The organism is Synechococcus sp. RS9916 (genome assembly GCF_000153825.1).
GTDB lineage: Bacteria > Cyanobacteriota > Cyanobacteriia > PCC-6307 > Cyanobiaceae > Synechococcus_C.
Genome location: NZ_DS022299.1, coordinates 2,506,833 through 2,519,590 on the forward strand (window position 1 = coordinate 2,506,833; position 12,758 = coordinate 2,519,590).

The following is a 12,758-nucleotide window of genomic DNA, read 5'->3' on the forward strand; positions in this document are numbered from 1 at the left end:
AATTTTAGCCAGTTTAGCTTCAGCAACAAGATTTATGTATTTCCCTAAAGGGGGCGCTCCGATCACGACGCTGTGCTTGCGCCAGGAGCTAAGCATTTCTTGATATAATTTCTTGTTAATTGACTGCCTGCCTGCAGAGTCTCGTGTTACAAGTCAAAGCGGAATGGGTCATTGTGCCAGGTCGCAATTCATAAGTGCGGTATTGCATTCCTATTAATTGTAATACTGTATTTCTTGTCCTCGTTTAAGCATGAAAAGCGGTAGAAGAGGCAGAGGCTTTAATTCAGGTGTCAAAATCCGAATTGCATGCGTTTATCGACAGAGGGCTTTCTGACGAGGCGTTTAGGAATGGGTTAAAGGAGCTTGGACCAGAGGAAATTATTGACTATGCCGCCAAAAATGGATTTAGCTTTTCAGATGAAATCAAAGGTCGGTTCATCAACCGCTGGAAAGGTGTTTATTTCTGTCCTCAGGCAATCATCGTAGGAGAATTGTGCCCAGGGCTTATACCAGCAGGTTACAAGAATCTCATTCATTACGCTCAAACAACATGTAGCTCTTCAAATTTAAAAGAGGAAGAGGGCGATTTTAGATCAGGAGCTCGATACTAGCCTCTTGAATAAGCATGGCCTTGCAGGATCTCCAGAGAAATCGCCCGTAGCGTTGAGACATGAGTAGATTCAAGAATCACTGGAGGTGCCATGCAATCATTCCTTGCCTCCTTCCAGCGAGAGACGCACAAACACCAATGGTCGCCAGCTTTTAATCCGTCAAACTGAAATATCGGATTTGGATCAATAAGATTATTCCCTTGCGCAAAGGTGTATGTCAGGAAGCCTTCGGTCATGACGCTGCAAATTGCATGTTGACCAATGTCTGAATCATCTGTTCTGCAAAATCCGTCTTGGTACCAGCCCGCCATTGTCCGACAGCCGCATGGTCGGAGCGTCTCTCCTAAGACATTAATTAGCTCCATATTCAAGCAATCGTGCGATTTGCTTCTCGGTTAAGCATTCCTAGTGATAAGTCGGCTCGAGCGATTTCTTCAATCTGTATAACCACTCACAGCACAACTTAGCACTGCACTAACGCATCGCTGCATGTGCAGCAGGCAAGCGCTAATCGACTTCTTCGGAGGCGTTTAAGCAACAAAAAGCCCCCACCTTGCGGAGGGGGCTTTCCGATTCAGTTGACCTGAATCGTTTGTTGATTCCAGATCAACCGATGGCGGGAGCTTGCAGAGCCACAGGAGTGGACTCAGCAGCAGCCAGGTCGAGGGGGAAGTTGTGAGCGTTGCGCTCGTGCATCACTTCCATGCCGAGGTTGGCGCGGTTCAGCACATCAGCCCAGGTGTTCAGGACGCGGCCCTGACCATCAAGGATGGACTGGTTGAAGTTGAAACCGTTGAGGTTGAACGCCATGGTGCTGACGCCCAGGGCAGTGAACCAGATGCCAACGACAGGCCAGGCAGCCAGGAAGAAGTGAAGGCTGCGGCTGTTGTTGAAGGACGCGTATTGGAAGATCAGGCGACCGAAGTAACCGTGGGCAGCCACGATGTTGTAGGTCTCTTCCTCTTGGCCGAACTTGTAGCCGTAGTTCTGGGATTCGCTCTCGGTGGTTTCACGCACCAGGGAGGAGGTCACCAGGGAGCCGTGCATGGCGGAGAACAGGCTGCCACCGAAAACACCAGCCACACCCAGCATGTGGAAGGGGTGCATCAGGATGTTGTGCTCGGCCTGGAACACCAGCATGAAGTTGAAGGTGCCAGAGATGCCCAGGGGCATGCCGTCAGAGAAGGAACCCTGACCGAAGGGGTAGACCAGGAAGACTGCAGAAGCAGCGGCCACGGGTGCGCTGTAAGCAACGCAGATCCAAGGACGCATGCCGAGGCGGTAGGAGAGTTCCCACTCGCGACCCATGTAGCAGAAGATGCCGATCAGGAAGTGGAAGACAACCAGCTGGTAAGGACCGCCGTTGTACAGCCACTCATCGAGAGAAGCAGCTTCCCAGATGGGATAGAAGTGCAGGCCGATGGCGTTGGAGGAAGGAACAACAGCACCGGAGATGATGTTGTTGCCGTAGATCAGGGAGCCGGCGACGGGCTCACGGATGCCGTCGATGTCGACGGGGGGAGCTGCGATGAACGCAACGATGAAGCAGGTGGTGGCGGCCAGCAGGGTGGGGATCATCAGCACACCGAACCAGCCCACATAGAGGCGGTTGTTGGTGGAGGTGACCCACTCGCAGAACTGCTGCCAGCCAGTGGCGCCGGAGCGCTGCTGAATGGTGGTGGTCATGAGAACGGAAAAGAAGGTCTCCGAAGAGACGGGTTACGGAAGGGCAGGAAGCCCTGCCGTCTTGCACTGTAACGGAAGATTGAGCGTTGTAACGCAAATGAGATCTCGCCCACGCAAGGGGTGAAAAGCGCCTCTCCGGCTCGGTCGTCGCTGTGAGGTGCCAGCGATTGTTAGCGTCGATTCCTGTTTGAGCCGCTGCTGAGACGCCGCGACCCGCTGCATGGTTTCCGCTTCGTCGTCTTCAGCATCAGCGCCCGCTGCAGGCGAGCGCGTCCTGCTGGTACGCCTCCCTTGCAATCCGATCTTCCCGATCGGCCCCATCTACCTGGCCGACCATCTGCACAAGTGTTTTCCAGGGTTGCCGCAACGGATTCTTGACCTGGCTGCACTGCCCGTTCTGGATGTGGAGCGGGTGCTTCGCACCGTGGTCGATCAGTTCCGCCCCACGTTGTTGGTGTTTTCGTGGCGCGATATTCAGATTTATGCGCCCGTCGACGGACGCGGTGGCAATCCGCTTCAGAACTCGTTTGAGGTGTTTTATGCCCGCAATCCGCTAAAGCGTTTGCGGGGTGCCCTCGGCGGCCTGCGTTTGATGACCAGCCACTACGGCGAGCTTTGGCGCAATCAGCGCTTGGTCAGTCAGGGGTTGCAGATGGCCAGGCGGCATCACCCGGATGCTCGTGCCGTCTTGGGCGGTGGTGCCGTGAGCGTGTTCTATGAGCAGCTCGGCCGCTCGTTGCCCAAGGGCACGATCGTCTCGCTGGGTGAAGGGGAGCCTCTGCTTGAGAAATTGCTCTCAGGAGGTTCGCTGGCTCAGGAGCGTTGCTTTGTGGTGGGTGAGTCTCCACGTCCTGGTTTGATCCATGAGCAGCCGGAGAGTCGCCCAAAAACGGCTTGCGATTACGACTACATCGCCTCGATCTGGCCCCAGCTGAATTGGTATCTGGAAGGTGGTGATTTCTACGTGGGCGTGCAGACCAAACGAGGTTGCCCCCATAACTGTTGCTACTGCGTCTATACCGTGGTGGAGGGCAAGCAGGTGCGCCTCAACCCAGTGGCTGAGGTCGTGAAGGAGATGCGTCAGCTGTATGACCGGGGAGTTCGGGGCTTCTGGTTCACCGATGCCCAGTTCATTCCGGCGCGGCGTTACATCGAGGATGCCAAGGAGCTTCTGCGGGCGGTCAAGGCGGAAGGGCTGACAGGGATTCGCTGGGCTGCCTATATCCGTGCCGACAATCTGGATCCCGAATTGGCTCAGCTGATGGTGGAAACCGGCATGAGCTATTTCGAGATCGGCATCACCTCAGGCTCCCAGGAGCTCGTGCGCAAAATGCGCATGGGTTACAACCTGCGCACCGTGCTCGAGAGCTGCCGCATGTTGGCTGCCGCCGGTTTTCGTGATCACGTGTCGGTCAACTACTCTTTCAACGTGATTGACGAGCGTCCGGAGACGATCCGACAGACCGTGGCGTATCACCGTGAGATGGAGCGGATCTTTGGTGCCGATCGGGTTGAACCCGCCATCTTTTTCATCGGCCTGCAGCCGCACACCCACCTTGAGCAATACGGCTTCGATCAGGGCCTAATCAAGCCGGGCTACAACCCGATGAGCATGATGCCCTGGACAGCCCGCAAGCTGCTCTGGAATCCGGAGCCCATGGGCAGCACCTTTGGTCGGATTTGTTTGGAAGCCTTTGACCGTGATCCCAGCAACTTCGGTCGCACTGTGATTGACCTGCTCGAGAGGGATTACGGCAAAGCCCCTCTCGAGCAAGCCCTGCGCGCGCCTGTTCAGGGACGCGCTGCCCTCGCCAACGCTGTGAGCTGAACGCCTAACAGCAGTCCCATCGCCAGGATTCCCACCAGCCCCCCAAGGGGATTACCCCCTGGGCCGACCAACCAGAGCGGGGCTTGTGGTGACCACTGCAGCAGTCCTGCCTGCAGCACAAACCAGCCTCCAACCAGGCCGCCGTGCAGTCCGACGCACCCCCACAGCGATCCCTGGTCGAGGCGCCGACGGGTGGCCAGTGCCATTCCTAGCAGGAAGAGGCCGAGCAGGAGCCCGAGCATGGGCCAGACCCCCAGGTTGAAGCGGGTGTGCACCAGGCTGAAAATCAGAGCCTGGGCCGGCACGGCACGACGCGCACCGATCAGCAGCGTCAATTCTCCCCAGAGCCATCCGCGAAACAGCAGTTCCTCGGCCAGGCCCACGCCGAAGCAGAGCAACAGTGCGTTCAACCACTGTCCTGGACCGGTATCCCCAAGCCAGTAGGCCCAGCGTCCAGCGAAGCTGATCAGGCTGATCAGCAGCAGCAGGCCGGCGGCAGACGTCAGGCCAAAGATCAACCCCAAACGCTTGGCCGGCGCATCGTTGGATCGCTGCAGTCCCAGTTGCTTCCAGGGGTGACGGGTGCTCCAGCGGATGCGGACCCAGCTCGGCAGCACGACCAGGAACAGCACAAAACTGATCACGGTGCCCAGCAGGTCCCGGCTGGCGGTGGGCAGGGTTGGAATTAGGCGCGCCACCGGTTGCATCACCAGCCAGCCCAGTCCGTAGAGCAGTGGGATCAGAGTGATGGTGGGAATCCAGCGCCAGCGTTGGCCGAGCCAGCTGGTCCAAGCTGGATGAAAACGAGGGCTGCTCAGCTCTCTGGCTCCAGCGTGCTGGTCAGTCCCTTGGCCTTGAGGGTTTCGCAGTAGAACTCAGCCGGTTCGAGGTCGCAGACGATCACCAGACCGACACCTGAGTTGTGGGCTTCGAGCATCACGGCCATCGCATCCTGCTCACTCAGCTGGGGAACCACCTGCTGAAGGGTGCTCACCACATATTCCATGCTGTTCACCGGATCGTTGTGCAGGAGCACCTTGTAGCGGGGTGACCGCTTGCGGACCCGTTCGGTTTGCTTGTCGAGAACGGCAGCCCCACCTGGGCCTGGGCTCGTGGTGTTCACCGCCATAGCCGACTCCCTTCGAAGGCTCCAATCTACGTGGCGGGATTAAGGAGGAACCCCTCCCTACAGGGATTGGTGGGGAGGGGGCGATGGCTCAGAGGGCGCGGATCCGGCGCATGGCCTCGTCAACATTGGCGCGGCTGTTGAACGCGGAGAGTCGGAAGTAACCCTCACCGGCGGCGCCGAAGCCGCTGCCAGGCGTTCCCACCACGTGGGCTTTGTTGAGCAGGTGATCGAAGAAGCCCCAGGAGTCCATGCCAGTTGGGGTTTTCAGCCAGACGTAGGGCGCATGCTCACCACCATGAACCTCGATGCCTGCGGCACTCAGTTCCCGACGAATGATGGCAGCGTTCTCCATATAGAAGCCCACCAGCGCTTTGATCTCTAGTTGGCCCTGATCGGAGTAGACCGCCTCAGCCCCTCGCTGGATGATGTAGCTGACGCCGTTGAACTTGGTGCTCTGACGGCGATTCCACAGGCCCCAGAGTTCAACGTCGGAGCCGTCTTCAGCTTTTCCTTTCAGCCCCTTGGGCACCACGGTGAGAGCACAGCGGGTGCCGGTGAAACCGGCGTTCTTCGAGAAGGAGCGGAACTCGATGGCGCACTCGCGAGCACCCTCAATCTCATAGATGGAATGCGGCAGTTCGGGGTCCTGGATGAAGGCCTCATAGGCCGCGTCAAACAGGATTAGCGCCTTGTTGGCACGGGCGTAATCCACCCAGGCTTTGAGCTGGGCCTTGGTGGCCACCGCGCCTGTGGGGTTGTTGGGGAAGCACAGGTAGATCAGGTCCACCGGCTCGCTGGGGATCTGGGCGGTGAACCCGTTCTCGGCACTGATCGGCAGATAGGTCAGACCGCCATAGCGACCGTTGTCGCCGGCGTCGCCGGTGCGGCCCGCCATCACATTGCTGTCGACGTAAACGGGATACACCGGGTCGGTGACCGCGATGCGATTTCCGCTGCCCAGGATGTCGAGGATGTTGCTGCTATCGCACTTCGAGCCATCGGAGACAAAGATCTCTTCCGCCGTGATGTCGCAACCGCGTGACTGGAAATCGTGCTTGGCGATGGCTTCCCGCAGCCAGCCGTAGCCCTGCTCAGGGCCATAACCGTGAAAGCCTGCATTGGTGCCCATCTCGTCGACGGCGGCCTTCATCGCCTCGCGGCAAGCGAGGGGCAGGGGCTCGGTGACATCGCCGATGCCCAGACGGATCAGAGCCGCATCAGGGGTCGCCTCGCTGAAGGCCTTGACCCGCCTTGCAATCTCGGGGAAAAGGTATCCGGCCTTGAGTTTGAGGTAGTTGCTGTTGACCTGAACCACGGAATAACGGGATGTCTTGCCCGGCATCCTGCTACGCGGCGCGGCGTGCTGTCGGTTTGCGGTCGGTCCATACGATGGAATCACTGCCCTGCTGGCCATGACCGTCGCGTCCCCGAGTCTGGAGCCGGTCGATTTCGACAGCCTGGTGAATGCCGGCATCAATCGACCTGCCCGCTACATGGGCCATGAACTGGGAGTCGAGCCTCGCGATTGGTCGGCTGCCCGTGTGCGCTGGGCTCTCACTTATCCCGAGATCTACGAGGTGGGCTCCAGCAATCTGGGCCACATCATTCTGTATTCGATTCTTAACGCCGTACCTGGCCAGCTTTGTGACCGTGCCTATCTGCCGGCCCCGGATCTGGCGGAACGGTTGCGGGAGCGGCAGCAACCGTTGTTTGCGGTCGAAAGTCGCCGTCCCTTGCCGGCTTTCGACATCCTCGGCTTCAGTCTCAGCTACGAGCTCGGGGCGACCAACATCCTGGAAATGTTGGATCTCGCGGCAGTGCCTCTGCGCGCTGCTGACCGCGGCGATCTCCCCCTCAGCGATCCCGAGGCGCCACCGCTGATCTTTGCCGGTGGTCCAACGGCGACCAGCAATCCTGAGCCCTATGCGGCCTTCTTTGACTTCATCGCCCTTGGAGACGGGGAGGAGCTGCTGCCGGAGATCGGTCTGGTGGTGGCGGAAGCGAAGGCTGCCGGTTGGTCCCGTTCACGCCTGCTACGTGATCTGGCGCAGGTGCCTGGGGTCTATGTGCCGTCTCTGTATGCGCCCGGAGCGGATGGAGTCACGGTGGAGCCGTTGCACCCAGAGCTGCCATCCCGCCCTCTGCGGCGGGTGGCCACGCCCATGCCCCACTACGCCATGGGCCTTGTGCCCCATGTGGAGACGGTGCATGACCGACTCACGGTGGAGATTCGACGCGGTTGTACCCGTGGGTGCCGTTTTTGCCAGCCCGGCATGCTCACCCGGCCTGCTCGCGATGTTGAGCCCGAGGCGGTGATTGAAGCGGTTGAAACCGGCATGAAGCAGACCGGCTACAGCGACTTTTCGTTGCTCTCGCTGAGTTGCAGCGACTATCTGGCGCTTCCGGCCGTTGGGGTGGAGCTGCGCAATCGGCTCGCGGATCAGAACGTGACGCTGCAGCTTCCCAGCCAGCGGGTGGACCGGTTTGACGACGACATCGCCCACATCCTCGGTGGTGGTCGTCAGGCTGGGCTCACCTTCGCTCCCGAGGCCGGCACCCAGCGCCTGCGCGACATCGTCAACAAAGGACTGACGGATGACGACCTGCTGAATGGCATCCGCACGGCGATGCAGAACGGCTACCGCAAGGTGAAGCTCTATTTCATGATCGGTCTTCCTGGCGAGACCGACGCCGACGTCCTCGGCATCGCCGAGACCTGCGTGATGCTTCAGCAGCGGTGCAGAGATCTGGGGCGGCTGAGCCTCAACATCACGATCAGCAATTTCACGCCGAAGCCCCATACACCGTTTCAATGGCACAGCGTTTCCACCGCTGAATTTCAGCGACGGCAGGGCTTGCTGCGGGAGGCTACCCGCCGGTTGCGTGGGGTGCGCTTCAACTTCACGGATGTCCGTCTGTCGGCGATGGAGGACTTCGTGGGCCGTGGCGATCGCCGCTTGGCTCCAGTGATTGAGGCTGCCTGGCGGGCCGGCGCGGGCATGGATGCCTGGTTTGAAGCATTGGATCGCACCTACGAGGCCTGGACCGGTGCCATCGCTGCGGCCGGATTGGACGGGCGTTATCGCGCGTTGGAGCTGGGGGGCTGGGGCGCGGCCAATGCGCTGAGCCCGGAGGATCTCGACAGTTTTTGTGCCCAGCCGCTGCCCTGGGATCACATTGACTCAGGCATTGATAAAAGCTGGCTGGCGGAGGACCTGCAGCGGGCGCTGGCGGCGGCTGTGGTGCCTGATTGTTCCTTCGATGGCTGCAGCACCTGCGGGGTGTGTGGCCCTGACCTGGGTCACAACGTGGTGGTGCCGCCACCGGTGATCCCGACCCAGGTGCCCACCCAGCCGCCGGCCAGTGAACGGGTTTCCCGGTTGCGTTTCCGGTTCAGCAAGACCGGAGCGATGGCGTTGCTCAGCCACCTGGACGTGGTGCGCATGCTTGAGCGATCCCTGCGCCGTTCCGGGTTGCCGGTGAGTTTCACCGGTGGTTTTCACCCTCTTCCCCGGCTTCAGCTGGCTCTCGCACTTCCTCTGGGGGTGGAAGCCCATGGCGAATGGATGGATCTGGAGTTTCTGAAGGCCATGGACCCTGAGGAGGTGATGCAGGCATGGCAACAGACCCTCCCCGATGACTTTCGGTTGTTGTCAGCCCAGTCGGTGCCTGTGTCGGATCCCAGCCTGTCGCAACGTTTGGCTTCGGCCCAATGGCGATTCAGCCTGTCACCGGCATCCAGTGATGGCGGGCGGGATGCGTTTGTCGAGAGTGTTGCGTTGGCTTGCCGGGGCCTGATGGAAAGCGGTCAGTTGATGTGGCACGACACCGACAAGAAGGGTCGGCCTCGGGAACGGGATTGTCGACCGTCGCTGCTTGATCTGCGCTGTCAACCCTGCAATGGGGTGGGTGCCCCTGTGGCCGAACTGGAGCTGCACGCTGCGATCGATGCCATGGGACGCAGCCTCAAGCCATCTCAGATTCAGCATTGGTTGCAGGAGCAGCTCAACCAGGATCTGCAGATGGAGCGGGTGCAACGCCTTGCGCTGCTGCTGCAGTGAACAAAGATCCCCGGTGCTAAGTTGACTTCAAGACGAAAGGCTTTGGGCGTTTGCGCCACTGCCGCGTCCCGGTCTTTCTATTCCCAGATCCTGAGGAACGAGAGGCCCATCGCCTCCGGTACTTCGACCCGTTCGCGTCGAAGCCGAGTGCTGATTCTCAGAGGAGTCACGACTCCGTTTCATTCCACGGCTCCGGCCTCAATCTTTTTTTCACCCGATTGATCGACCGCGTGTCGTCGATCGGATTTACGTCCCTGCGGGCGATCGACCGACTTATCCATGCCTCAACAGATCATCATCGCCGAGCAGCTGCGTATCGCAGCAGTGCTCTCTGATGAACGGGTTGATGAACTGATCGTTGCCCAGGGTCGCTATCAAATTGGCGATGTGTATCTGGGCACGGTTGAGAACGTGCTTCCCGGCATCGATGCCGCCTTTGTGAACATTGGCGAGAGTGAAAAAAACGGCTTCATTCACGTCACGGATTTAGGCCCCTTGCGGCTGAAGAAAGGGGCCGCAGGCATCACGGAGCTCCTGGAACCACGCCAGAAAGTGCTGGTTCAAGTGATGAAGGAGCCCACCGGCACGAAGGGCCCCCGTCTCACAGGCAATCTGGCCTTGCCGGGTCGCTACCTGGTGCTTCAGCCCAGTGGTCAGGGGGTGAACATCTCGCGGCGGATCTCTGCAGAAGGGGAGCGCAACCGTCTGCGGGCCCTTGGAGTTCTGGTCAAACCCCCTGGTGCTGGCCTGTTGATTCGCACTGAGGCGGAGGGTGTCAGCGAAGAGTTGCTGATCGATGACCTCGAAACGCTTCTGCGCCAGTGGGAAGCCATCCAAAAGGCGGCGGAGTCAGCGGTGCCACCCGTGCTGCTCAACCGCGATGAAGATTTCATCCATCGCATCCTGCGTGACCATGCCGGTCCCGACCTGGTGCGGGTGGTGCTGGACGATCCCGGCGCTGTCGACCGGGTGCGTGACTTCCTGGGCCAGGACGACAACAACGTGTTGGTCGAGGCCCACAGTGAACCCGCTGAGATCCTCGAACATTTCAAGGTCAATGCCGCGATCCGCGATGCTCTCAAGCCTCGTGTGGATCTTCCTTCTGGCGGCTACGTGATCATCGAGCCCACCGAGGCGCTCACGGTGATCGATGTGAACTCCGGTTCATTCACCCGCTCGGCCAACGCCCGGGAAACGGTGCTTTGGACCAATTGCGAAGCGGCCGTTGAAATTGCCCGCCAGCTCAAGCTGCGCAACATCGGTGGCGTGATCATTGTCGATTTCATCGACATGGATTCCCGTCGTGATCAGCTCCAGTTGCTGGAGCATTTCACCGCGGCGATCCGTGATGACGCGGCGCGCCCACAGATCGCGCAGTTGTCTGAATTGGGCCTGGTCGAGCTCACACGCAAGCGTCAAGGCCAGAACATCTACGAACTGTTCGGACGGGCTTGCCCCAGTTGCGGTGGCCTGGGCCATGTCGCGGTGCTGCCGGGCAAAGATCTGATGCAGCCTCTGGCTGCGGCGACCGGTCTGGTGCGTTCGGCGGCCTCGGCCCGTGCCGAAGCGGCTCCACCAGCGGAGTCCGGCGGTGGCCGCCGCCGCCGTGGTGGTCGCGGTCGCGCTGCAGCTGCAGCCGTCTCTGCGCTTGATGAAGGGGTGGATTCGTCCACCAAGGCTGATGACGTCACGGGATCGTCTGCCGAGTCCAATGGGGCTTCGCTCAGCGCAGCTGTCGAGGCTCCCGTGCGTCGCCCTGAGCCTGAACTCCTGGCAGTGCCCATGAGTGATGCGCAGGAGCAGGTGTTTGGCTGGCTGGGCCTCAACCCGGCTTTGCTGCTCGATACCCCGCCCGACAGTGACAACCTGATGGTGCGGGTGGTGCGTCCCGGAGAACGTGAGGAGGAGGTTCTCGAGCAGGCCCGTCAACAGTTGGCGGCGAACTCCGGACGCCGTCGTCGTCGCGGTGGCCGCGGTGGTGGTCGTTCCGGTGGAGGCCGGTCCAGTAGTGCCGCTGAAGGTGCGACCAAAGCCAACGCCTCCGCATCCGAACCGTCCACACCGCTGTTGGTGGAAATCACTCCTCTGGAGGTCACAACGTCCAGTTTTGAAGAACCATCCATCACGATCACGCCGGCTCCTCATGACGCTGTGGCCTCTTCTGTGAAGGCCACCCCTGTCGCTGCGACGGTGACGAAACAGGCCTCACCTGAACTTGCTGCTGATGGCGATGCCGACGCCGGAGATCAGGAACCGCGCCGCCGTCGCCGCCGATCGTCGGCTGCTGTCGCTGACTGAATGAGGCCCCGAGATGGTGGCCTGGGAAGCGGGTGTGGATGAAGTGGGACGGGGCTGTTGGTTTGGTCCCGTTTTTGCTGCTGCGGTTGTGCTCTCCGAGGCTGCAGCGTCTGCGCTGACCGCCGAAGGACTCACCGACAGCAAGGCCCTGACAGCCCGACACCGGGCTCGGCTCGTGCCCCTGATCGAAGACGCGGCCGAGGCCTGGGCTCTGGGGCAAGCTTCAGCCCGGGAAATCGATCATCACGGCATCCGCAGGGCCACTGAACTGGCCATGCTGCGGGCGTTGCAACGGCTGCCGCAGCAGCCCGCCCTGGTGCTGGTGGATGGGGTGCTGCCGCTGCGGCTCTGGCCGCACTCGCAGCAGACGATTGTGCGGGGAGACAGCAGCAAGGCCTCAATTGCTGCCGCCAGCGTGCTGGCCAAGGAGTCTCGGGATGCACTGATCCGTCGCCTGGCCGAACGCTTTCCGGGTTACGGATTGGAACGTCATGCCGGTTACGGCACGGCAGTGCATCGCCAGGCTCTGCTGGCCCATGGGCCGACTGCCATGCACCGATGTTCCTTTCTGAAGAAGGTGCTGCCCCCAGGCTGATGTCAGGCCGCCTGCTCGGAGCTGCACCAGTCGCGGAAGTCACCCACCAGTTGCTGACCAACACGACCTTTGATGGTCAGCAGGATCCCGTTCAGAATCGATTCCCCCGTGCTCTCAAGCACTTTGCGGGGGATCAGACGCAGCAAGGGGGGTTGGCTCACTTTCACCCCCAGGGTGGCCACACCTTTCAGCCCGGTGCCGCTCGCTTCCAGCACGGATTCCAAACTGAGCGCGAAATCATCGACTAAACCCAGCCCTTCAAGTTGGGCATCCACCGCGCGCATGATCAGGGTCTGACCTTCCCTGTGCACGTTGAGCGACACCACCGGTTTGACCTGCAGCTGAAACACCTGAATCGTGGTCACGGTGTAGCGGTACCGCCCTGGCTCCAGTCGTTCGAGCTGACTGGGATCGAGCAGGGCCTTCACCACCCGGTCTTCTTCCTGCAGGTAGGCCGGCAGGCGGTCGATCTGGGTCTGAACAGGCAGATCCAGCTTCTGGCTGGCGCTGAAGGCCAGGGGCATGGGCGGTGGCTGACGCGGCATGATCC

Annotated in this window: 11 protein-coding genes; 5 read left to right on the top strand and 6 right to left on the bottom strand. The window is 60.5% G+C overall.

Annotation, left to right across the window (positions count from 1 at the left end; all coding sequences use genetic code 11):
* Positions 1 to 287 precede the first annotated feature (287 nt).
* Positions 288 to 611 carry a Nif11-like leader peptide family natural product precursor gene (locus RS9916_RS14000; protein WP_007099818.1) on the top strand — a complete coding sequence of 108 codons (324 nt, stop codon included), beginning with the start codon at positions 288 to 290 and terminating at the stop codon, positions 609 to 611.
* On the opposite strand, the gene RS9916_RS14005 is transcribed toward RS9916_RS14000, so the two are convergent.
* A complete protein-coding gene (locus RS9916_RS14005; protein WP_071961583.1) occupies positions 608 to 976 on the bottom strand; it encodes a DUF2237 domain-containing protein in 369 nt (122 codons plus the stop codon). The genes RS9916_RS14000 and RS9916_RS14005 overlap by 4 nt on opposite strands.
* Positions 977 to 1,217: 241 nt before the next feature.
* Entirely contained in the window at positions 1,218 to 2,297 is a 1,080-nt protein-coding gene (gene psbA, locus RS9916_RS12550) for a photosystem II q(b) protein (RefSeq protein WP_007098908.1), read from the bottom strand.
* A gap of 220 nt (positions 2,298 to 2,517) precedes the next feature.
* On the opposite strand from psbA, the gene RS9916_RS12555 reads away from it, so the two are divergent.
* Positions 2,518 to 4,125, top strand: coding sequence for a photosystem II high light acclimation radical SAM protein (locus RS9916_RS12555; RefSeq protein WP_007099820.1), 1,608 nt, complete (start codon positions 2,518 to 2,520; stop codon positions 4,123 to 4,125).
* On the opposite strand, the gene RS9916_RS12560 is transcribed toward RS9916_RS12555, so the two are convergent.
* From RS9916_RS12560 to RS9916_RS12570, 3 genes are all read right to left on the bottom strand, one after another.
* Positions 4,089 to 4,832, bottom strand: coding sequence for a CPBP family intramembrane glutamic endopeptidase (locus RS9916_RS12560; protein ID WP_007099821.1), 744 nt, complete (start codon positions 4,830 to 4,832; stop codon positions 4,089 to 4,091). The two genes, RS9916_RS12555 and RS9916_RS12560, sit on opposite strands and share 37 nt — an antisense overlap.
* A 107-nt stretch (positions 4,833 to 4,939) precedes the next feature.
* Positions 4,940 to 5,254, bottom strand: coding sequence for an ATP-dependent Clp protease adapter ClpS (gene clpS, locus RS9916_RS12565; RefSeq protein ID WP_007099822.1), 315 nt, complete (start codon positions 5,252 to 5,254; stop codon positions 4,940 to 4,942).
* 88 nt (positions 5,255 to 5,342) lie between these two features.
* Complete coding sequence (locus RS9916_RS12570; RefSeq protein ID WP_007099823.1) at positions 5,343 to 6,569, bottom strand: LL-diaminopimelate aminotransferase; 1,227 nt, start codon at positions 6,567 to 6,569, stop codon at positions 5,343 to 5,345.
* A 97-nt stretch (positions 6,570 to 6,666) separates the two neighbouring features.
* Between RS9916_RS12570 and RS9916_RS12575 the strand changes: the two genes are divergently transcribed.
* The 3 genes from RS9916_RS12575 (at position 6,667) to RS9916_RS12585 (ending at position 12,208) form a co-directional block, all read left to right on the top strand.
* Positions 6,667 to 9,315: a TIGR03960 family B12-binding radical SAM protein gene (locus RS9916_RS12575; protein ID WP_038024644.1), complete on the top strand. Its 2,649-nt coding sequence runs from the start codon at positions 6,667 to 6,669 to the stop codon at positions 9,313 to 9,315.
* A gap of 279 nt (positions 9,316 to 9,594) precedes the next feature.
* Complete coding sequence (locus RS9916_RS12580) at positions 9,595 to 11,613, top strand: Rne/Rng family ribonuclease (RefSeq protein WP_007099826.1); 2,019 nt, start codon at positions 9,595 to 9,597, stop codon at positions 11,611 to 11,613.
* 13 nt (positions 11,614 to 11,626) lie between these two features.
* Positions 11,627 to 12,208 carry a ribonuclease HII gene (locus RS9916_RS12585; protein WP_007099827.1) on the top strand — a complete coding sequence of 194 codons (582 nt, stop codon included), beginning with the start codon at positions 11,627 to 11,629 and terminating at the stop codon, positions 12,206 to 12,208.
* 2 nt (positions 12,209 to 12,210) lie between these two features.
* Here the strand turns inward: RS9916_RS12585 and RS9916_RS12590 are convergent, their stop codons facing one another.
* Positions 12,211 to 12,753 (bottom strand): DUF1997 domain-containing protein, encoded by a 543-nt coding sequence (locus RS9916_RS12590; protein WP_007099828.1) that lies wholly within the window; start codon positions 12,751 to 12,753, stop codon positions 12,211 to 12,213.
* Between the last annotated feature and the right edge of the window lie 5 nt (positions 12,754 to 12,758).

What these genes read in the sequence shown, in the direction of transcription:
- clpS (WP_007099822.1), bottom strand. Translation starts at nt 5,254, where the DNA reads ATGGCGGTGAACACCACGAGCCCAGGCCCAGGTGGGGCTGCCGTTCTC.
- RS9916_RS12580 (WP_007099826.1), top strand. Translation starts at nt 9,595, where the DNA reads ATGCCTCAACAGATCATCATCGCCGAGCAGCTGCGTATCGCAGCAGTG.
- RS9916_RS12560 (WP_007099821.1), bottom strand. Translation starts at nt 4,832, where the DNA reads ATGCAACCGGTGGCGCGCCTAATTCCAACCCTGCCCACCGCCAGCCGG.
- RS9916_RS12585 (WP_007099827.1), top strand. Translation starts at nt 11,627, where the DNA reads ATGGTGGCCTGGGAAGCGGGTGTGGATGAAGTGGGACGGGGCTGTTGG.
- psbA (WP_007098908.1), bottom strand. Translation starts at nt 2,297, where the DNA reads ATGACCACCACCATTCAGCAGCGCTCCGGCGCCACTGGCTGGCAGCAG.
- RS9916_RS12590 (WP_007099828.1), bottom strand. Translation starts at nt 12,753, where the DNA reads ATGCCGCGTCAGCCACCGCCCATGCCCCTGGCCTTCAGCGCCAGCCAG.
- RS9916_RS14005 (WP_071961583.1), bottom strand. Translation starts at nt 976, where the DNA reads ATGGAGCTAATTAATGTCTTAGGAGAGACGCTCCGACCATGCGGCTGT.
- RS9916_RS12575 (WP_038024644.1), top strand. Translation starts at nt 6,667, where the DNA reads ATGACCGTCGCGTCCCCGAGTCTGGAGCCGGTCGATTTCGACAGCCTG.
- RS9916_RS12555 (WP_007099820.1), top strand. Translation starts at nt 2,518, where the DNA reads ATGGTTTCCGCTTCGTCGTCTTCAGCATCAGCGCCCGCTGCAGGCGAG.